Below are 18,921 nucleotides of genomic sequence, written 5' to 3' on the forward strand. Positions count from 1 at the left end.
ATGGCGTTGGACGTATTGGTAGTCGACGACGAACAGGACATCCGCGAACTCGTCGCGGGTGTGCTGGAGGATGAAGGATATCAGACGCGGGTCGCCGCCAATAGCGACGCGTGCCTGGCCGCGCTGGACGAACGCCGGCCGTCGCTGGTGCTGCTCGATGTGTGGCTGAAAGATTCGAAGCTCGACGGGCTGGATCTGCTCGACGAGATCAAACGGCGGGATCCGTCGCTGCCGGTGCTGGTCATCTCCGGGCACGGCAATATCGACACCGCGGTGTCGGCGGTTCGGCGCGGCGCGGCCGATTTCATCGAGAAGCCGTTCGAGGCGGAGAAGCTGCTGCTGCTGGTCGCGCGGGCGACCGAGACGGACCGGTTGCGGCGCGAGAATGCCTCGCTGCGTGCACAGATCGGGCAGGAGGAGGAGCTGACCGGCAGTTCGGTCGGGATCAACGCGGTACGCGCGACGCTGAAACGTGTGGCGAGCACCGGCAGCCGTGTGCTGATCACCGGTGGCGCGGGCGTCGGCAAGGAGGTTGCCGCGCGGCTGCTCCATATGTGGAGCACGCGCGATGCGGCGCCGTTCATCGTGGTGTCGGCTGCGCGGATGACCCCCGAGCGGGTCGAGGAGGAGCTGTTCGGCATCGAGGACGGGACAGGCACCGTCCGCCCCGGCCTGTTCGAACAGGCGCATGGCGGCACGTTGTTCCTTGACGAGATCGCCGACATGCCGCTGACCGCGCAGGCCAAGATCCTGCGCGTGCTGACCGACCAGAGCTTTGCGCGGGTCGGCGGGCGGCGGATGGTGAAGGTGGACGTGCGCGTCGTGTCGGCCACCGCACGCACGCTGCCGACCGAGATCGCGGCCGGGCGGTTCCGCGAGGATCTATATTACCGGCTGAACGTGGTGCCGGTCCATCTGCCGTCGTTAACCGACCGGCGGGAGGATATTCCGGCGCTGGTTGATCATTTCGTCGCGCGCTACGCCTCCGAACGGCGGGTCGCGACGCCGAAGGTGTCGGACGAGGCCTATGCCGCGCTGCAATCCTACGACTGGCCGGGCAATGTCCGCCAGCTGCGCAATATTGTCGAGCGGACGATCATCATGGCGCCGGGCGACCGGATCGGACGGGTCGATGTCGACATGCTGCCGCCGGAAGTGATGTCCGACCAGGAGAAGTTCGCGCCGACCAGCGCATCGAAATCGATCATGGGCACGCCGCTGCGCGAGGCCCGCGAGACGTTCGAGCGCGAGTATCTTCGTGTTCAGATCCGCCGCTTTTCCGGCAATATCTCGCGCACCGCGACGTTCATCGGGATGGAGCGATCGGCGCTCCACCGGAAGCTCAAGACGCTCGGCCTGGCCGAAGCGAAGGAGGAGGGCGGCGAGTGATCGCCGGGCGGGCGTTTACCTTGGGCCCCACCCACCCTACATATTGAGCGTCGGGACGCGGTGTCCCGGCGTACCGACGCCCTCCAGGGCGCACCCCGCGGGCTTACGGCCCGCCAAGACCGGAGACCGGCACCATGGCCGAAAAGGTCAACAATCTTCAGGACATTTTCCTGAACACCTTACGCAAGACCAAGACACCGGTGACGATGTTTTTGGTAAAGGGGGTGAAGCTGCAAGGCATCATCACCTGGTTCGACAATTTTTCCGTCCTGCTTCGTCGCGACGGGCAGTCGCAACTGATCTACAAGCATGCGATTTCCACAGTCATGCCGGCACAACCGGTTGACCTGAGCGAGGTCGAGGCGTCGTTCGAGGAACGCAAGGCGACGTTGCTGCAGGAGATCTTCCTGTCGGCGGTGCGCAAGCAGCGTGAACCGGTGACGATGTTCCTCGTCAACGGCGTGATGTTGCAAGGCGAGATCGCGGCGTTCGATCTGTTCTGCATGATGTTGCGGCGCGATGGGCTGTCGCAGCTCGTCTACAAGCACGCGATTTCGACGGTGCAGCCGGCCAACCCGATCTATCTCGGCGGCGTGGACGATAGCGCGGAGGATGCGGATTGAGCGGCTTCGATCGTGATGCGGACGGCGTGACGCGTGGGGCGAGGGCGATCGTCGCCCTGCCCGAACGCGGCGAGAATGCCCGCACGACCGAGGCGCGGCTGGCGGAGGCCGCGGGGCTGGCGGCGGCGATCGGGATCGAGGTGATCGACCGGATCGCGGTGAAGTTGCGCGAGCCCAAGGCGGCAACGCTGTTCGGGTCGGGTCAGGTTGAGAATCTGGCGACCGCGGCGCGGATGGCGGAGGCCGAGCTGGTCATCGTCGACGCGGCGCTGTCGCCGATCCAGCAGCGTAATCTGGAGAAGGGGCTGTCCGCGAAGGTCATCGACCGGACCGGGCTGATCCTCGAGATTTTCGGCGAGCGGGCCGCGACCGCCGAGGGGCGGTTGCAGGTCGAGCTGGCGCATCTCGATTACCAGGCGGGTCGTCTGGTGCGCAGCTGGACCCATCTCGAACGGCAGCGCGGCGGCTTCGGCTTTCTCGGCGGCCCAGGCGAGACGCAGATCGAGGCGGATCGCCGGCTGATCCGCGATCGGATCGCCAAGCTGAAACGTGAGCTGGAGCAAGTCGCGCGGACGCGGACGCTGCACCGGTCGCGTCGCCAGAAGGCGCCGTGGCCGACGATCGCGCTGGTCGGCTACACCAATGCCGGCAAGTCGACGCTGTTCAACCGCATGACGGGAGCCGCCGTGATGGCGGAGGATCTGCTGTTCGCGACGCTCGACCCGACGATGCGGCAGATCGGGCTGCCGGGGATCGACAAGGCGATCCTGTCCGACACGGTCGGGTTCGTCTCGGACCTGCCGACACAGCTGGTCGCGGCGTTCCGTGCCACACTGGAGGAGGTCGTGGCGGCCGATCTGATCCTGCATGTCCGCGACATGTCGCATCCGGACAGCGAGGCGCAGGCCGCCGACGTGCTGACCGTGCTGAGCGAGATCGGGATCAGCGGGGAGGAGGGGGCTCCGATCTTCGAGGTCTGGAACAAGATCGATCTGCTCGAACCCTCGCTGGTCGAGGCAGCGGCGACCGAAGCGGCGTTGCGCGACGATGTGGCGGTCGTTTCGGCGCTGACCGGCGACGGTGTCGCGGCATTGCGCGATGCGGTGTCGGCGCGGCTGACGCAGGGCGCGCGGTTGCGGCATCTCGATCTGGATGCAGGCGACGGGGCGGATCTGGCCTGGTTGCACGCGCATGGCGATGTGGTCTCGAGCGATCCGGAGGGCGACCGGATGCTGGTCGATGTGCGGATGACCGAAACCGAATGGGACAGGTTCCAGGCGCGGCGTCAGGTGTGAGCGGGCGGCTCCGCGCGTTTGACCTGAACCCATAAGGCTTCCTGCTCGTCGAGATTGCGGTCGGCGAAGCCTGCGTCGAGCGCCTCCATCGCGGCGAAGCGCCGTTCGAACTTGCCGTTCGCGGTGCGGAGCGCAGCCTCGGGGTCGACGCCGAGGTGGCGGGCCCAATTGACCACCGCGAAGAGCAGGTCGCCGACCTCCTCGGCGCGGTGGCCGGGATCGGTCGCCGTCTCGACCTCGGCCAGTTCCTCGTCGATCTTGTCGCGCGGGCCGATCGCATCGGGCCAGTCGAACCCAACTCGGGCGGCGCGCTTCTGGAGCTTTGCGGCGCGGAGCAGGGCGGGCATGCCGAGCGCGACGCCGGCAAGTGCGCCGGTCACCTGGGCGCCGTCGCGCTCGCCGGCCTTGAGCGTTTCCCAATCGCGCCGCGGGCCATCGCCGAAGATATGCGGGTGGCGGCGTTCCATCTTGTCGACGATGCCGGCCAGCACGTCCTCGATCGTGAACGCGCCGCGGTCGGCCGCGATGGCGGCATGGAACACGACCTGAAGCTGGAGGTCGCCGAGTTCGTCGCGGAGGGCGGCCATGTCGTCATGCGCGATGGCATCGGCGACCTCATAGGATTCCTCGATCGTGTACGGTGCGATGGACGCGAAATCCTGCGCGCGGTCCCAGTCGCAGCCGCTCGGACCACGCAGGGTGGCCATGACTTGGACGAGCTTATCGAACAGGTTCATCCATCACCTTAAGTCTGATAATATATATTATGTTAAATCGAGGTTTTCGGAGTGAGGATGAGTGTGCGATCTTCGACCCCCCAGCGCTGCAACCCGGACAGGAAGTTCATCCCCAGCACGTTGATGCCACCGAATCCCGGCGACGAGACCGCGTCGAGATCCTCGACGCGGATCGAACCGACGGCGAGCGTCGGTATCGTGACGCGATCGGCTCGGATGTCGCCGTTGGCGGTCCGCAGGATCATCGGTCGCCGATCGTCCGTTTCGAGTTCGGCCTTGGCGAGCGTCTCCGGCGAGATCGCAGTCATGGTCGCGCCGCTGTCGACCAGGAAACGAACCGCGTCGCCGCCGATCTTGGCATCGACCCAGAAATGGCCGTCGGGCGACATGGCGATCCGGACTGTCTTGCCGACGATCTGCGGCGTGGCCGGTCGCAGGTCGGTCGTGACGCGGTCGAACATCGGGCGGAACGCGTCCCGGTTGACGAACAGCAGATACGCTCCGACGAAGATCGCAGCCCATGACAGCAAATAGCCGATGACGCGCCCGAGCTGCAGGCGTCGCGCGCCGAGCGACAGCAGCACGAGCACGAGGATCAACGCAAGATAGCCGGCCTGCGCGCCCTGATCGGCCGTCATGCGACGTCCCTCGTCAGCCCGTCATGACCTGGGACGACACCGGTCGGTAGCGTCGCGACCAGTTCGGCATAGTCCATCGACTGATCCATATGCGTCAAGACCGCCTCCCCCGGCTCGAAGTCCGCGATCCATTCGAGCGTTTGTGACAGCGTAGGATGGCTGGGGTGCGGCGCACGGCGGAGCGCATCAACGACCCAGAGGTCCAAGCTTTGATACAGCGTAGCCATATCGTCCGTCATGCCACTGAAATCGGTGGCGTATCCGATTGCACCAGCACCCTGCGAGAAGCGCAGGCCGGCACTCTGCGTGCGACCATGTGGTTGATCGACGGCATCGACGACGATGTCGCCGATCATGATCCGGTCGGGCAGTTCCTGGCCCGCGAGCGTGGCGGGGTAACCCGACTTGCCGTCGAACGCGTAGCCGAACCGGCTTGACAGCGACGCCATCGTGGCCGGCCGCGCATAGGCCGGGATCGGCGAGCGCCGGTTGTGAAAGACCTGGCGCAGGTCGTCGATCCCGTGTGTGTGGTCGGCATGATCATGCGTCCAGACGATCGCATCGAACGTGCCGACGTCCGCGCGGAGCAGCTGCTCGCGCATGTCGGGGCCGGAATCGACCAAGATGCGGGTCGTGGCGCTTTCGATCAGGATGGCGGCGCGCGTGCGCCGGTTGCGCGGCTCGGCCGGGTCGCATGCGCCCCAGTCGTTGCCGATCCGCGGGACGCCGGACGACGTGCCGCAACCGAGTATCGTGAGCCTCACGCGGCGGCCTTGTCGAACAAAGTGAAGAAGTTGGCACGGGTTTGCGCCGCGAGGTCTTCGACGGAGACGCCGCGGAGGCGGGCCAGGAAGGCGGCGGTATCGGCGACGAACGCAGGTTCGCCGGGGCGGCCGCGGTGCGGGACCGGCGCGAGGAACGGCGCATCGGTTTCGATCAGCAGCCGGTCCGCCGGCAGCGTCGCGGCGATGGCCTGAAGGTCCCTGGCGTTCTTGAACGTCACGATCCCAGAGATCGAGATATAAAGGCCCATTGCCAATGCCTTGGCGGCGAACTCTGCGGACGCGGTGAAGCAGTGGATGACCCCGGAATAGGCCCCCTTCCCCATCTCGTCCGCCATGATCTCGGCGGTATCGTCCTCCGCATCGCGGGTGTGGACGATGATCGGCAGCCCCGTGTCGCGCGAAGCGGCGATGTGCGCGCGGAAGCTGCGGCGCTGCCGGTCGCGGTCGCTATGGTCGTAGTGATAGTCGAGCCCGGTCTCGCCGATCCCGACGACGCGCGGGTGCGCGGCGGCTTCGATCAGTCGCGCGGTGCCGACGTCGGGATGGGCGTCGGCCTCGTGCGGGTGAATGCCGACCGTGGCCCAGACGCCCGGCTCGCGGTCTGCCGTGGCGATGATCGCGTCCCAGTCGCTTTCGCGTGTTGCGATGTTGAGCATCGCGGTCACGCCGCGGGCCTGCGCCCGGTCGATCACCGCGCGCTGGTCCTCGACAAGGCCGGGATAGTTCAGGTGGCAGTGGCTATCGGCAAACATGCTCTGCAGATAGGGGCTGCCCCACCGCGCGTCACCCCGCCTTTTCGTCCTCCAGCCGCGGAAACACGCCGACGGGCGGCGGCAGCGGCGTGCCGGGGGCGATCGCGGTGGCGAGTGCGGTGAAGTCGCGGGCCTCCATGGGTTGCGCGAGCAGGTCGAGCAAGCGATCCGCACTGGCCGGCACCGCCCAGCGAACAAGGATGGCGAGGCGGCGGACTGCCTCGGCCGTGTGATACAGGATCGTATCTGCCGCGGCCGGGTCGGTCTTGCGCAGGCTCCACGGTGCGTTGTCGGCGAAGTAGCGGTTCGCGTCGCCAACCGCTTCCCAGATCGCCTCGAGCGCGCGGTTCGGCGAGAGCTGGGTCATTGCGGCATCGACTGCGGCGCGGGTGGCCTGTCCGGCTAGGTCAGGATCTTCCGAACCGGCGGCAGGTTCCGGGACCAAGCCATTGCAATTCTTGGCGATGATCGACAGGCAGCGCTGTGCTAGATTGCCGAGGCCGTTGGCGAGATCGGCGTTCGAGCGCGTCACGATCGCGTCGGCGGCATAGCTGCCGTCCTGGCCGAAGCTGACCTCGCGCAACAGGAAGTAGCGCACCGGATCGACGCCGTAGCGCTGCGCCAGCTCCTGCGGATCGACGACGTTGCCGAGCGACTTCGACATCTTGACGCCGCGGTCGAGGACATGGCCATGGCCGAAGATCTTGGCGGGCAGCGGCAGGTTCGCGGACATCAGGAAGGCGGGCCAGTAGACCGCGTGGAACCTGACGATATCCTTGCCGATGACATGCAGGTCGGCGGGCCACCAGCGGTCCATCCGCTCGCGATCGTCGGGGTAGCCCGCGCCGGTCAGGTAGTTTGTGAGCGCGTCGACCCAGACGTACATGACCTGCTCCGCGCTGCCCGGCACCGGCACGCCCCAGTCGAAATTCGAGCGCGAGATAGACAGGTCGCGCAGCCCGCCGCGGACGAAGGCGATGACCTCGTTGCGGCGGCTTTCGGGCTGAATGAAGTCCGGGTTGGCCTCGTAATGCGCGAGCAGTCGGTCCTCGAACGCGGACAGGCGGAAGAACCAACCCTCCTCCGCGGTCCAGGCGACCGGCGATCCTTCCGGCGACAGGCGACCGCCGCCGTCCGGATCGTCGACCAGTTCCTTCTCGTCGTAAAACGCCTCGTCGCGGACCGAATACCAGCCTTCGTAGCGGTCGGCGTAGATGTCGCCGGCATCGGCCATCGCCTGCCAAAGCGTCTGGCTCGCGTGGTGGTGAGCGGCCTCCGTCGTGCGGATGAACCGGTCATAGGAGATGTTGAAAGTATCCGCCATCTCGCGGAAATAGCCGGACATTTCGTCCGCCAGCGTGCGCGCGTCGATCCCGCGGGCGCGCGCCGCCTGGTCCATCTTCAGGCCATGTTCGTCGGTGCCGGTCTGGAAGTAGACGTCACGCCCGACGAGCCGATGGTAGCGCGCGATGGCATCGGTGACGATCGCCTCATAGGCGTGGCCGATGTGCGGCCGGCCATTGGGGTAGCTGATCGCGGTGGTGATGTAATAGGGATCGGTCATGCGCGGTCCTTAGCCGAGCCGGCGGCGGGAGCAAGACTTGCGGCGAGCGTCGCGATCTCGAACGCGGTGGTTTGCGGGTCGAGCGACAGGCCGACGGCGGCGGCGGAGACGCCCCTAACCCGCTCCCATGCTTGCAGCGCCTGTTCGAGTGCCGGCCCGCTGCGGTCGCGCGCGGCGGAGGCGAAGCGGCTGGGGGCGCGATCGAGGAACGCCTCGAACCGCGGTTGCGCCGCCTTGGTCGCCATAGTGCGCGCGAAACGGTTGCGGAGCGCGTTGGTTGGGTCGCCGCGGGTGATGAGCTGGTCGAGTGTTTCGTCGATCGAAGCGATGTCGAGCCCGGCGAACCGCAGCGCGCGGCCGGGGGAACCGTCGCCGGCGCGGATCAGCGCGGCCAGCTCCTGCGGCGACAGGTCGGGTGCGGCCTGCGTCAGGGCGGCGGTCATCGCTGCGTCGTCGAGCGGGCCGAAGCGCAGCATACGGCAGCGCGAGCGGATCGTCGGGAGCAGCCGGCCGGGGGCGTGGGTGACGAGCAGGAACAGGCCGTCGGCGGGTGGTTCTTCCAACGATTTCAGCAGGGCGTTGGCGGCTTTTGCCTCGAGGTCGTCGATCGAATCGATGATGACGATGCGGCGCGGCGACATGCTGCCGGTGGTCGCGAACACGCCGTTGAGCGAGCGGACCTGCTCGATCGAGATGTTGCGGGCATGGTCGCCGGTCTTCTCGCGGAACAGCCGTTCGGCGATGCGCAGGTCTGGGTGGCTGCCGGCTGCGATCAGTGCCGCGATGCGGTGCGCGGGGTCGACCATGAAGCCGGGGCCCGTGGGTCGTGGCCCGGCGGCGTCCGCGAGCAGCCAGGTCGCGGCGGCGCGGGCGAAGAGCCCCTTCCCCACCCCCTCCGGCCCGGCAAGCAGCCAGGCGTGGTGGAGCCGGCCGCTGTTGGCCGCTGTCTGGAGCGCCGCGACGTTCGCGTCATGGCCGATCGGCTGGATCATGCCGGGGCGTCGATCGCGGCGAGCAGCCGTTCGGTGACCGCCGCAGCGGGTCCGCTCGCGTCGACGATGCGGAATCGTGCGGCGTCCGCCTTGGCCAGCGCGAGGAAGGCATCGGAGACGCGCGCATGATAGTCCGGATCGCGCGCCCCGAACCGGTCTGCGGCGCCGGCATCGCGTGCCGCAGCCCGGTCCGTTGCTTCGGCGAGCGGCAAAGTCAGCAGCAGCGTCCGGTCGGGCAGCAGCCCTTCGCTGCCGATCGCGTGGAGCGTGCGGATCGCGTCGGCGCCGATGCTGTCCGCGCCGCCCTGATAGGCGAGCGAGCTGTCGAGGAAGCGGTCGGTGAGCACCCACTGCCCCGCCTCCAGCGCAGGCCGGATCGTACGCGCGACATGGTCGGCGCGCGCGGCGGCGAACAGCAAAGCTTCGGTCCGCGCGGTCCAGCGGTCCGCCGTGCCTTCGAGCAGCAGCCGGCGGATCGCCTCGGCGCCCGGACTGCCGCCCGGTTCGCGGGTTTCGACGACGGTCAGCCCGCGCGCGCGCAGGGCCACACCGAGTGCCCGGACCTGCGTCGACTTGCCCGCCCCCTCCCCGCCCTCGAGCGAGATGAAGCGGCCGGGCGTGCGCGGGCTCACGCCAACCCGAACAGTCGACGGAAGCCGGCCATGATCCGTCCGAAGAAGCCGGCCTCTTCGACCGCCGACGCGGTGACCAGCGGCAGGCGCTGCGGCGCCATGTCGGGGCCGCTGACGACGAGGTCGGCGACATGCTGCCCGGCCGCGAAGGGTGCCGCAATCGGGCCCTGGTACACGACGCGGGTGCGCAGGTCGGAGCCCATGCCAGCGGGCACGGTGACGGCGAGGTCGTTGGGCGCGACGAGCGCCACGGTACGTGCGTCGCCGCCCTGCACCTCGGCATCCTGGACATGCGCGCCCTTGCGGACGATCGGCTTCGACGACCAGGCACCGAAACCCCAGTTCATGAAGGCGACCGACTGTTCCTGCCGCTGACCCGAGGAGGTCAACCCGGCGATGACCATGACGAGCCGGCGGTTGCCTTGCTTGGCGGAACCGGTGAAGCCGTAGCCCGCCTCCTCGGTGTGGCCGGTCTTGAGGCCGTCCGCGCCCTCGACCCGGCCGAGCAGCGGGTCGCGGTTCTGCTGCGTGATCGCCTCGCCGCCGCCCATCGTCTTGCCCCAGGTGAAGGACGTGCGGCTGTAGAATTTCTTGTAGAGATCCGGGTGGTTCTGGATCGTCGCCTCGGCCAGCGTCGCGAGGTCCTTGGCGGTCACATAGGTGCGGCCGGCGTCGGGCCAGCCGTTCGACGTCCCGAACTGCGAATTGCGCATGCCGAGTTCGGCGGCGCGGCGGTTCATCAGCGACACGAACGCGGGTTCGGTGCCGGAGATCGCCTCGGCAAGAACGACGCAGGCGTCGTTGCCGGACAGCGTGACGATGCCGTTCAGCAGGTTTTCGACGCTGACCTGCTCGTTCGGCGACAGGAACATGGTCGATCCGGCTTCCGGACCGTGCCAGCGGCGCCACGTCTCGGGCCGCACCGTGACCATGCGGTTGAGCTTCAGCTCGCCCTTCTTGATCAGGTCGAACGCTACGTAGACCGTCATCATCTTGGCGAGCGACGCCGGCGGCATGCGGCGATCCGCATCCTTGGCGTACAGGACCGCGCCGGACGACAGGTCCTTCATATAGGCGACCGGGGCCGGCGTATCGAACGGCGGGGCGGCGGCTTGGGCGGCGGTGCCGAGCAGCAGGATCGCGGGAAGAAGACGCTTCATCGTGCAGGTTCCATGTTTGATATCGGAGCGGGATCGCGGACCAGCCTGGCGTCCTGATAGCCGGCCGCCCGGACCCGCGCCAGCGTCGGTTGCGCGTCCGCCTCCGCGATCGGGCCGATCCGCACGCGGACGAGGTTGCCGACGGCAAGCGTGGTGCCGCCGAGGTCGCGCGCCAGTTGTGCGGCGCGGTCCGGGTCGGACAGGGTGGCGACCTGGACGTGTAGCTGGCCGAGCATCGGGAAAGCGGGCGGTCGGGCTGGCTGGGGCAGCGGTGCGGTCGACGCAGTGCGGAGGCCGGTCGAGCGGCCGGCGCGCAGGGCGGCGCGGTCCCGCTCGCTGGGGAACACGCGGCGGACGCGGACGCGGAACGTGCCGGTCCGCTCGACGCCGAGCAGCCGCGCCGCGCCGCGCGACAGATCGATGATGCGGTCGGACGCGAACGGACCGCGATCGTTGACCCGGACCAGGATGGTGCGGCCGGTGTCCAGCGCGGTCACCTCGACATAGCTCGGCAACGGGAGCGTGCGGTGCGCGGCGCCGATCCAGTCCGGGCGGAAGCGCTCGCCGTTCGCGGTCTGGCTGCCCGATTCGGAGCCGTACCAGGATGCCATGCCGACCGCGTCGTAGGTCGGGTCCTCCGCCGGAACGTAGGTGCGCCCGCGGACCGTGTAGGGCCGGCCGATCCGGACCGGGAGGTCGGCGACCGGGCGGTAACGTCGCGCGCCCCCGCCTCGGTCAGATCCGCCGGCACATCCGGCGAGCATCAGCGCCGCGAGCAATGCAGCGCCGGTCGCCCGCTCAACGCTGGACGGCATCGGCCAGCAGACCCACGGACAGGGCGTAGAAATTGGAGCAGTTATAGTCGAGGATCGAGCGATAGTTGGTGGTGAGCAGATAGGCGGTTGCGCCCGGACCGTCCGGTTCGATCAGGCTGGCCTGCTCGCCGTCAGCGGGCACGGGATAGCCGACGAACTGCACGCCCAGCCGCCGCCATTCGCCGATCGTCTGCCAGCGGCTCTGCCGGTCATAGACGCGCGGGCAGCGCGGCGAGGAGAGTTTCGAGCGGAGCACGGCACGGTCCAGATCCGCGGGCACGCGGACCGCGACGCCCCACGGCACGGAGGGTTTCCACCCGGCCTTCGACAGATAGTTGCCGATCGAGGCCAGCGCGTCTGGTTCGCTGTTCCAGATATCGACGCGCCCGTTGCTGTCGCCGTCGACCGCGAGGCGCAGGTACATGCTGGGCAGGAATTGCGGGTAACCGGTGGCGCCGGCCCAACTGCCCTTCAGCGTGCTGCGCGGGATGCCGCTTTCGAGCAGCTTCAGCGTGGCGATGAACTCCGCGGTGAACAGTTCGCGGCGCCGCCCCTCGAACGCCAGCGTGGCGAGCGAGCGGAGCAGATCGAAGTCGCCGACCACGCGGCCATAGCCGGTTTCATGGCCGTAGATCGCCATCATGATCGGCCCCGGCACACCGGTCTGCGCCTCGATCCGCTGCAGCCGCGGTCGTAGCTCTGCATAGCGCGTCCGGCCGCGGCCGATGCGGTCCGCATCGACATGCGTGCGCTGATAGGGCGCGAAGGCCGGGATCGACGGCGTGCTGGTCGTCGTCGCCGGATTGCCGCCCGGCTGGCCGCGATCGAGCGTGATGACGCGCGGGTTGAACGTCAGCGTGGGGAATACCTGGTCGAGCGTGCGGGCGCTGACCCCGGCGGCCAGTGCGCGCGGCCGCAGGTTGGCCAGGAACGCGCGGAATGCGGCATCGCGTGGGTCGGCAGCGGTCTCGTACTGGCCCATATCCTGCGCCTGGCAGGCGGAGGACGCGGGGAGCAGTGCCGCCAGCAGCATCGCCGCCACGATCGTCGAACGCATCATCATCCCCTGGTCACCCCGCAAGCCCACCTGATGCCACGTCGCGGGCGGCGCGATAACCCCGGTCGTCGCAGGGACGGCACGTCCGGCCCTTCCCACTCCGCGGCAACCGCGCTAATTGACGATGGCACCGGACGGGTGGTCGAGTGGTTTATGGCTACGGTCTTGAAAACCGTCGTGGGTTCACGCCCACCGTGGGTTCGAATCCCACCCCGTCCGCCAGCATATCCGGAGTATCCCATGGTAGCCGAACTCGACCGCATGATCGCGGCACGCGCCGCATGGGGCGAGACCCCGATGGCGATCGCCACCGTCGTTTCCACCTGGGGATCCGCGCCGCGGCCGAAGGGCAGCCACATGCTGGTCGCCGCGGACGGCCGGTTCGAAGGGTCGATCTCCGGCGGGTGCGTCGAGAACGAGGTGCTGCAGGTCGCGAGCGAGGCGATCGTCGACGGGCGCAGCCGGCTGCTCGACTATACGATCGGCGACGAGACGGCGTGGGAAGCGCATCTGCCCTGCGGCGGATCGATCAGCGTGCTGGTCCAGCCTGTTTCGCCCGATGGTTATGTGCCGGAAATCTTCGACGCGTTGGCCGAGGCACGGGTCGCCGGGCGCAGTCTGTCGGTCACCACCGATATCGAATCCGGGCACAGCCGGATCGGTGCGGAGCCGGACGAGGGCCAGTTCGTGAACCGGTACCGCCCGGCGCGCACGCTGCTGATCGTCGGCGCCGTGCAGATCGCGCAGTCGCTGGTCGAGTTCGCCGCGCCGCTCGATACGCGCGCGGTGCTGATCGATCCGCGCGAACGGTTCCTGACCGCGGCGCGCTTCCCCGGCATCGAACTCGATTCGCGCTGGCCGGACGAGGCGATCGCCGCGCGGATGCCGGGGCCGGAGACCGCGGTCATCACGCTGAGCCACGATCCAAAGATCGACGATCCGGCGCTGATCGCCGCGCTGTCGGCCGACACGGGCTATATCGCGGCGCTCGGTAGCAAGCGCAGCCATGCGGCGCGGCTGGAACGGCTCGCTGCGGCGGGCATGACGCCGGCGCAGCTCGATCGGATCGATGCGCCCGCGGGCCTGCCGATCGGTGCGCTGGGGCCAGCGGAGATCGCCCTGTCGGTCGCGGCGGGCATGGTGCGTGCGTTCCGGACGCACGGCTGAGACGCATGAAAAAGGCCGCGGCAGGATGATCCCGCCGCGGCCCTTTTCGGGTTCGAGCTGCTTACTTCTTGGTGAGCGACAGGCCACCGAAGCGCTTGTTGAAACGGGCGACCTGGCCGCCGGTGTCCAGCATGCTGGACTTGCCGCCGGTCCATGCGGGGTGGACGGTGGGGTCGATGTCGAGCGTCAGCGTGTCGCCTTCCGCGCCGTAGGTCGAGCGGGTTTCGAACACGGTGCCATTGGTCATCTGGACCTTGATGACGTGATAGTCGGGGTGGATGTTCTTCTTCATGTCGCGGCTCCGATGTTGCGCTGGTTTCCGACCAGCCGGGCGAAGGCGCGCTGTTACCGTGCGATAGCGCGAATGACAAGCTGTGAGGTCACCCGGCGGTCGCGTGTCTGTTTGCTTTCGACCAGGCACTCTGTACCGCCGTGGCGAAGGACCTTGTCGATATGAATGCTCAACTCACACCGGCGGCTGCTCGGGAGGCGGGAAACCGAACGGTGAAGACGCTCGGTGCGATATTTGCGGGCGGTGCGGGTCGGCGGTTCGGTAGCGACAAGGCGGTGGCGCTGCTCGACGGTCGGCCATTGCTGGAGCATGTGGCGGAGGCGTTACGGGCGCAGTGCGATGCGGTCGTAGTGATCGGGCGCGAGTGGCCCGGCCTGGACGACGTTCCGGATCGACCGGCGCCGGGGTTAGGGCCACTTGGAGCGCTCGCCGGTGCGCTTGGCTACGCAGCAGACAATGGGTTTGACCAGGTGCTGACGAGCGGATGCGATCTGCCGGAGCTTCCGTCGGATTTGTTGACGCGGCTGCGGCCGGGGCCTGCGGTGGTGGCGGGGCAACCGTTGCTCGGGTTGTGGCCTGCTGAGCTTGGGTCACGCGCCATTGCCTGGCTGGAAGCGACCACCGACCGATCGATGCGGGGGTGGATCGCGGAGACTGGCGCTCGTGTGGTGCCGTTCGACGACGCGATCGCCAACATCAATCGGGTCGAAGATCTGGAAGCGCTGACCGCAGTGCGCGGCCGGCCTCTGTCCCACGATTGAGTTCAGCCGAGACGCTGGAGACCGCCGCGCAAAACGTGATCGACTCTGCGCGTCCGTGCGGACCTGATCCGGGAGGCAAGTTCCTGCCCGGATCAAGCCCGGGCGGGCCACGTCCTGTATCAATTGACTAGCATCGTCCGCTTCCCAGACCCCTCGCCCGTCATCCCGGCGAAAGCCGGGATCTCGTTCTGGCTTGGGGTCACCCCTTACCGACGGGAGATCCCGGCATGCGCCGGGATGACGGCTGGGGGGCATGGGCTGGGCTAGGTCAGTCTGGGTAGGCGTCTGTTCCAAGCCGGATGATCTTCCGGAGTAGCACCTTGACGTAAAAAGGGGTCACAGCTTCACGCTGTAACCCCCTCTATCGACGCTCTAATCTTGAGACTAAACCGTCGTCACGCCGGCGGATCGGCGATCATGGCCATGAAGCTCGCCTGTGCGGCCAGCTTGCCGTCGACCAATGCACGGCCAGCGAACTTGCTTGCCGACTTGCGCATCTGGGTGAACTCGACCTCCAGCGCCATCAGCACGCCGGGTTCGACCGGAACGCGGAACTTCGCGTCGTCGATCGCCATGAAGTAGACGAGCTTCCCCGTCCCCTCCAGCCCAAGCGACTTGACCGCCAACACGCCGGCGGCCTGCGCCATCGCCTCGATGATCAGGACGCCGGGCATGATGGGACGGCCGGGGAAATGCCCCTGGAAGAACGGCTCGTTGATCGTCACCGCCTTGATCGCGCGGATCGATTTGCCCGGGACGAGCGATTCAACCCGGTCGACCAGCAGCATCGGATAGCGATGCGGCAACGCCGCCATGACCTGCCGGATATCCAGCGGGCCCATGGCGCCGTCGTCACTCCCGTCCGTCATGGACGTGTCGCTCACCGGCCCTGCGGACGGCGTGCCGGGGTGGCAGGTGCAGCGGCCGGGGCCGGTGCGGCGCCAGCGCCCTGCGCGGTCTGGCCGGGCTGCCAGCCGGCGGGCGGCGTGGTGGATACGGTCTTCACCAGCGCGTTCAGTTGCGTCGTGACGTCGGCGGTCAGGTCGGCGGCGGGCTGGATCGCGACGACGGCCTGCGGGTTGACGATGATGCCGATCCGCTTGGCGACCATCGCGGCGCGCAGGGCCTGGTCGAGCTTCGTCGCAACCTGCTCCTCAGCGTAGGACAGCGGGCGCTGGAACGGCGCGGCAAGCGGCGCCAGTTCGCGCTGGGCCGAGGCTTCGCGGGTGCGATAGGCCGTGACCTTCGCCTGCAGCGTGGCGGGCGGAGTCGCGGGATTGGCCTGAAGCGTCTGGATTTCGCGCGCCATCGGCTCGAGTTCCGTGCTGATCGCGGTGCGGCGCGCGGTGAACGCGTCGATCTGCGCCTTGTACTGCGTCTGGATCTGCGTCTGGGCGGCCTTCAGCGCGGCCGAGTTGCCGAGTGCGCCCTCGAGGTTGGCCGAGGCGACGCCCAGCCCCTGTGCGGATGCCTGGGTCGCGACGAGCGGGGTCGCCGCCAGCGCCAAGCCAAGCGCGATGGTCTTGATATGGTTGGTCATCAGAACTGCGTCCCTACGTTGAAAGTGAAGAGTTTCGTGTCGTCGCCCGGCTCCTTCAGGAGCGCCTTGGCGACATCGATCCGGAAAGGACCGAATGGCGAGTTCCAGTTGACGCCGACACCGACCGACAGGCGCGGTTTCGGCGTGTTGCCCGAATAGACTTCCTGGAACGCACCGCTCTGGTCGGTGGCCAGCGTGGAACCGGTCGGGCAGCCGTTGTTGGAGTCGGCCTTTTGCACGACGCGCGACGTCGCGGAAGTCGTCCCGCTCGCCGGGAAGTCGCAAACCCGCGTGTCGATCGTGTTCGGCCGGGTCAGGCCGAAGACCGCGCCGGCATCCATGAACAGCGACGGGCGCAGGCCCAGGTCGCGCGCACCGGCGCCGAGCGGAATTTCAAGCTCGGCACGGCCCAGATAATAAGCGCGGCCGCCGATGGCGTCGTCCTGGATCTGGTTGCGATCGACGCCCGTGTTGAGCGTGCCGTCCGCATTGTACGGGATACGCTGGATGCGCGGACCGACACCGCGGATGTCGAACCCGCGCAGCTGCGGCTGGCCGAGGAACCAGCGATCGACCAGGCGGACCTTGTCGACCCCCTCACCGCGGCTCTTGTCGTAGGAGAAGATGTAACCACCCTCGAGCCCGAGCGAGAAGACGAAACCGGAGCCGAGGCCCCAATATTTGTCGGCGTCGATCTTGGTCTTGATATACTTCACGCTGCCACCGAGGCCGGCGAAATCCTGCGAGAAGATGACGCGCTGGCCACCGGTCGGGCGGATCGAGTTGTTCAGCGTGCTGTAGACCAGCGAGTAGCCGACCGACGAGGTGATCCGCTTACCGATCGCATCGCAGAGGTAACGGCCGGCCTGCAACGGATCGCAGGTATCGCCGGCCGCGTCGCCGCGGATGCCGTTATTGTCGATATCCGTATAGAAGCTGCCGCGATCGAGCGTCACGTTGTCCTGGCTCAGGCCGTAGCGCAGCGCCAGCTGGACGAACTCGGTCAGCGGCACGCCGGCGCGGACCTGGAACCCGGTGGTCGTCTGCCGGTACGTCGTGTTGCGATTGTTGTTGACGTAGTTGAACGAGTTGAAGTCGCGTCGGAAGATGTCCACGCCGACCGCGATGTTCTGATCGAACAAATAGGGTTCGGTAAAGCCCAGTTCGACCGACTTCGAGTAGGTCGAGTAGCTGCCGCTTGCGCGCAGGACCTGGCCCTTGCCGCGGAAATTGCGCTGCGTGATCGACAGGTCGACGATGAACTTCTCGAGGCTGGAATAACCGGCCGACAGCTGCAGCTCGCCGGTCGACTTCTCCTGGACGTTCGCCTCGAGCACGACGCGATCGGGGGCCGACCCCTGCTTGCGCTCGATCTCGAACTTGTCCTGGAAGAAGCCGAGCGACTGGATGCGGTCGCGCGAGCGCTTCACGCGGAACGAGTTGAACGCGTCACCCTCGGCCAGCCGGAACTCGCGGCGCACGACCTTGTCCTGTGTCAGCGTGTTGCCGTTGACGTCGATCCGTTCGACATAGACGCGCGGCGCGTCGTTGATCTTGAAGGTGACGTCCATCGTGAGCGTCTCCTTGTCCGGCCGGAAATCCGGGCGGACATCGGGCGTAAAGCCCAGGAGGCCGGTCGTCTCGGTGATCGAATCGACGGTATCTTCGATCTGCTTGGCGTTGTACCAATCGCCCTTCTTCATCGGTAGGAGGTAGCGGAACGTCTCCGCCTTCACGTCGCGGATGTCGCTTTCCAGGTTCACTTCGCCGAACTTGTAGCGATCACCCTCCTCCACCACATAGGTGACGATAAAGTCACGCTTGTCCGGGGTCAGTTCCGCCACCGCCGACACCACGCGGAAATCCGCATAGCCGTTGGTGAGGTAGAATTGCCGCATCTTCTGCTGATCATAGGACAGCTTGTCGGGGTCGTAGCTGTCGCCCGACGAGAAGAAGCGGTAGAAACGCGACTGCTTGGTCGCCATTTCACCGCGCAGCTGGCCGTCGGAAAACTTCTCGTTGCCGATGATGTTGATCTGGCGGACCTTGGACTTCGCGCCCTCCGTGATCTCGAACACCACGTCGACGCGGTTCTGGTCGAGCTGGACCATCTTCGGTTCGACGGTGGCGGCGAAGCGCCCCTGGCGACGGTAGAGTTCGATGATCCGCGCGACATCGGCACGCGCCGCTTCGCGCGTGAAGATCTGGCGCGGGGCGAGCTTCACCTCCGGCCGGATCTTGTCTTCCTTCAGCCGCTTGTTCCCCTCGAACACGATCCGGTTGATCACCGGGTTCTCGCGGACCTGCAGGACGATGTCGCCGGTCTCCGCACCCACGATCGTCGCGTCGGCGAACAACTGCGTCGCGTAAAGGTCCTTGATCGCCTGATCGAGCTGCTCGGTGGTGTAGGTCTCACCCACCCGCAGCTTGACGTAGGAGCGGACGGTTTCGGGTTCGAGACGCTGTGCGCCGGTCACCGACAGCGAGCGGATGATCCGCGTCTGCGCCAGGCTGGGCGCGGCGGCCGCGGGCGTGCCGGCTGCCCCGGGGGTGGGCTGCACGGTAGGGGGAACGCGCGGGCCGGCCGGTGCCGGGGTCTGGGCCCCCGCCAGCGATGCCGTGCCGCCAAGGATGGTGCCAAGCAGGAATACGGACGTCGAACGCCGCCCGAAATGATTGTTAATGACCGTCACGCAATCCCGCCCTCGATAAGGAAGTGTCG

The 18,921-nt window shown here is 67.5% G+C and carries 18 protein-coding genes, 1 tRNA gene and 1 pseudogene; 6 read left to right on the forward strand and 14 right to left on the reverse strand.

Annotated elements, in window-relative coordinates:
* From ntrX to hflX, 3 genes and pseudogenes are all read left to right on the forward strand, one after another.
* Nucleotides 1–1,389, forward strand: coding sequence for a nitrogen assimilation response regulator NtrX (ntrX, locus tag ACFSGX_RS07135; protein WP_380928667.1), 1,389 nt, complete (start codon nucleotides 1–3; stop codon nucleotides 1,387–1,389).
* Between the two features lie 50 nt (nucleotides 1,390–1,439).
* A pseudogene (gene hfq, locus ACFSGX_RS07140) lies at nucleotides 1,440–2,012 on the forward strand (RNA chaperone Hfq); the annotation flags it as partial.
* Nucleotides 2,009–3,307 (forward strand): GTPase HflX, encoded by a 1,299-nt coding sequence (gene hflX / locus ACFSGX_RS07145; RefSeq protein ID WP_380928669.1) that lies wholly within the window; start codon nucleotides 2,009–2,011, stop codon nucleotides 3,305–3,307. The pseudogene hfq and the gene hflX, both read left to right, overlap by 4 nt.
* Here the strand turns inward: hflX and mazG are convergent.
* From mazG to ACFSGX_RS07195, 10 genes are read right to left on the reverse strand one after another with little or no spacing between them, the layout of a single operon-like run.
* Nucleotides 3,298–4,044: a nucleoside triphosphate pyrophosphohydrolase gene (gene mazG, locus ACFSGX_RS07150; RefSeq protein ID WP_380928671.1), complete on the reverse strand. Its 747-nt coding sequence runs from the start codon at nucleotides 4,042–4,044 to the stop codon at nucleotides 3,298–3,300. The genes hflX and mazG overlap by 10 nt on opposite strands.
* A gap of 32 nt (nucleotides 4,045–4,076) precedes the next feature.
* Entirely contained in the window at nucleotides 4,077–4,682 is a 606-nt protein-coding gene (locus ACFSGX_RS07155; RefSeq protein WP_380928672.1) for a retropepsin-like aspartic protease family protein, read from the reverse strand.
* Nucleotides 4,679–5,446, reverse strand: a complete 768-nt coding sequence (locus tag ACFSGX_RS07160; RefSeq protein WP_380928674.1) for an MBL fold metallo-hydrolase — start codon at nucleotides 5,444–5,446, stop codon at nucleotides 4,679–4,681. The genes ACFSGX_RS07155 and ACFSGX_RS07160 overlap by 4 nt, the downstream gene beginning before the upstream one ends.
* On the reverse strand, nucleotides 5,443–6,219 hold the full coding sequence (locus ACFSGX_RS07165) for a TatD family hydrolase (protein WP_380928676.1): 777 nt from the start codon (nucleotides 6,217–6,219) through the stop codon (nucleotides 5,443–5,445). The genes ACFSGX_RS07160 and ACFSGX_RS07165 overlap by 4 nt, the downstream gene beginning before the upstream one ends.
* Nucleotides 6,220–6,250: 31 nt before the next feature.
* Nucleotides 6,251–7,783: a methionine--tRNA ligase gene (gene metG, locus ACFSGX_RS07170; protein WP_380928678.1), complete on the reverse strand. Its 1,533-nt coding sequence runs from the start codon at nucleotides 7,781–7,783 to the stop codon at nucleotides 6,251–6,253.
* Nucleotides 7,780–8,775 carry an AAA family ATPase gene (locus ACFSGX_RS07175; protein ID WP_380928680.1) on the reverse strand — a complete coding sequence of 332 codons (996 nt, stop codon included), beginning with the start codon at nucleotides 8,773–8,775 and terminating at the stop codon, nucleotides 7,780–7,782. The genes metG and ACFSGX_RS07175 overlap by 4 nt, the downstream gene beginning before the upstream one ends.
* A complete protein-coding gene (tmk, locus tag ACFSGX_RS07180) occupies nucleotides 8,772–9,407 on the reverse strand; it encodes a dTMP kinase (RefSeq protein ID WP_380928681.1) in 636 nt (211 codons plus the stop codon). Before tmk ends, ACFSGX_RS07175 begins: the two co-directional genes overlap by 4 nt.
* On the reverse strand, nucleotides 9,404–10,567 hold the full coding sequence (locus ACFSGX_RS07185) for a D-alanyl-D-alanine carboxypeptidase family protein (RefSeq protein WP_380928683.1): 1,164 nt from the start codon (nucleotides 10,565–10,567) through the stop codon (nucleotides 9,404–9,406). Before ACFSGX_RS07185 ends, tmk begins: the two co-directional genes overlap by 4 nt.
* Complete coding sequence (locus ACFSGX_RS07190; RefSeq protein WP_380928685.1) at nucleotides 10,564–11,382, reverse strand: septal ring lytic transglycosylase RlpA family protein; 819 nt, start codon at nucleotides 11,380–11,382, stop codon at nucleotides 10,564–10,566. Before ACFSGX_RS07190 ends, ACFSGX_RS07185 begins: the two co-directional genes overlap by 4 nt.
* Nucleotides 11,366–12,439: a lytic murein transglycosylase gene (locus ACFSGX_RS07195; protein WP_380930002.1), complete on the reverse strand. Its 1,074-nt coding sequence runs from the start codon at nucleotides 12,437–12,439 to the stop codon at nucleotides 11,366–11,368. The genes ACFSGX_RS07190 and ACFSGX_RS07195 overlap by 17 nt, the downstream gene beginning before the upstream one ends.
* Before the next feature lie 132 nt (nucleotides 12,440–12,571).
* Here ACFSGX_RS07195 and ACFSGX_RS07200 point away from each other — a divergent pair.
* Both ACFSGX_RS07200 and ACFSGX_RS07205 read left to right on the forward strand, forming a co-directional pair.
* Nucleotides 12,572–12,661 (forward strand) — tRNA-Ser (locus ACFSGX_RS07200).
* An 18-nt stretch (nucleotides 12,662–12,679) separates the two neighbouring features.
* Nucleotides 12,680–13,606 (forward strand): XdhC family protein, encoded by a 927-nt coding sequence (locus tag ACFSGX_RS07205; protein WP_380928686.1) that lies wholly within the window; start codon nucleotides 12,680–12,682, stop codon nucleotides 13,604–13,606.
* Between the two features lie 61 nt (nucleotides 13,607–13,667).
* Here the strand turns inward: ACFSGX_RS07205 and rpmE are convergent, their stop codons facing one another.
* Complete coding sequence (gene rpmE / locus ACFSGX_RS07210; RefSeq protein WP_380928688.1) at nucleotides 13,668–13,898, reverse strand: 50S ribosomal protein L31; 231 nt, start codon at nucleotides 13,896–13,898, stop codon at nucleotides 13,668–13,670.
* Between the two features lie 212 nt (nucleotides 13,899–14,110).
* Here rpmE and mobA point away from each other — a divergent pair, with 212 nt between their 5' ends.
* Nucleotides 14,111–14,659, forward strand: coding sequence for a molybdenum cofactor guanylyltransferase (gene mobA, locus ACFSGX_RS07215; protein ID WP_380928690.1), 549 nt, complete (start codon nucleotides 14,111–14,113; stop codon nucleotides 14,657–14,659).
* A gap of 395 nt (nucleotides 14,660–15,054) precedes the next feature.
* Here the strand turns inward: mobA and fabZ are convergent, their stop codons facing one another.
* From fabZ to bamA, 3 genes are read right to left on the reverse strand one after another with little or no spacing between them, the layout of a single operon-like run.
* Entirely contained in the window at nucleotides 15,055–15,528 is a 474-nt protein-coding gene (gene fabZ / locus ACFSGX_RS07220; RefSeq protein ID WP_380928692.1) for a 3-hydroxyacyl-ACP dehydratase FabZ, read from the reverse strand.
* Nucleotides 15,529–15,539: 11 nt separating this feature from the next.
* On the reverse strand, nucleotides 15,540–16,199 hold the full coding sequence (locus ACFSGX_RS07225) for an OmpH family outer membrane protein (RefSeq protein ID WP_380928694.1): 660 nt from the start codon (nucleotides 16,197–16,199) through the stop codon (nucleotides 15,540–15,542).
* Nucleotides 16,199–18,892 (reverse strand): outer membrane protein assembly factor BamA, encoded by a 2,694-nt coding sequence (gene bamA / locus ACFSGX_RS07230; protein WP_380928695.1) that lies wholly within the window; start codon nucleotides 18,890–18,892, stop codon nucleotides 16,199–16,201. Before bamA ends, ACFSGX_RS07225 begins: the two co-directional genes overlap by 1 nt.
* Between the last annotated feature and the right edge of the window lie 29 nt (nucleotides 18,893–18,921).

The organism is Sphingomonas arantia, from assembly GCF_042682045.1.
GTDB lineage: Bacteria > Pseudomonadota > Alphaproteobacteria > Sphingomonadales > Sphingomonadaceae > Sphingomonas_R > Sphingomonas_R arantia.

Coding starts and splice junctions, on each gene's coding strand:
- ACFSGX_RS07185 (WP_380928683.1), bottom strand. CDS start 10,567: ATGAAGCGTCTTCTTCCCGCGATCCTGCTGCTCGGCACCGCCGCCCAA.
- ACFSGX_RS07195 (WP_380930002.1), bottom strand. CDS start 12,439: ATGCGTTCGACGATCGTGGCGGCGATGCTGCTGGCGGCACTGCTCCCC.
- ntrX (WP_380928667.1), top strand. CDS start 1: ATGGCGTTGGACGTATTGGTAGTCGACGACGAACAGGACATCCGCGAA.
- ACFSGX_RS07175 (WP_380928680.1), bottom strand. CDS start 8,775: ATGATCCAGCCGATCGGCCATGACGCGAACGTCGCGGCGCTCCAGACA.
- rpmE (WP_380928688.1), bottom strand. CDS start 13,898: ATGAAGAAGAACATCCACCCCGACTATCACGTCATCAAGGTCCAGATG.
- ACFSGX_RS07205 (WP_380928686.1), top strand. CDS start 12,680: ATGGTAGCCGAACTCGACCGCATGATCGCGGCACGCGCCGCATGGGGC.
- mazG (WP_380928671.1), bottom strand. CDS start 4,044: ATGAACCTGTTCGATAAGCTCGTCCAAGTCATGGCCACCCTGCGTGGT.
- ACFSGX_RS07155 (WP_380928672.1), bottom strand. CDS start 4,682: ATGACGGCCGATCAGGGCGCGCAGGCCGGCTATCTTGCGTTGATCCTC.
- metG (WP_380928678.1), bottom strand. CDS start 7,783: ATGACCGATCCCTATTACATCACCACCGCGATCAGCTACCCCAATGGC.
- ACFSGX_RS07165 (WP_380928676.1), bottom strand. CDS start 6,219: ATGTTTGCCGATAGCCACTGCCACCTGAACTATCCCGGCCTTGTCGAG.
- fabZ (WP_380928692.1), bottom strand. CDS start 15,528: ATGACGGACGGGAGTGACGACGGCGCCATGGGCCCGCTGGATATCCGG.
- ACFSGX_RS07225 (WP_380928694.1), bottom strand. CDS start 16,199: ATGACCAACCATATCAAGACCATCGCGCTTGGCTTGGCGCTGGCGGCG.
- ACFSGX_RS07190 (WP_380928685.1), bottom strand. CDS start 11,382: ATGCCGTCCAGCGTTGAGCGGGCGACCGGCGCTGCATTGCTCGCGGCG.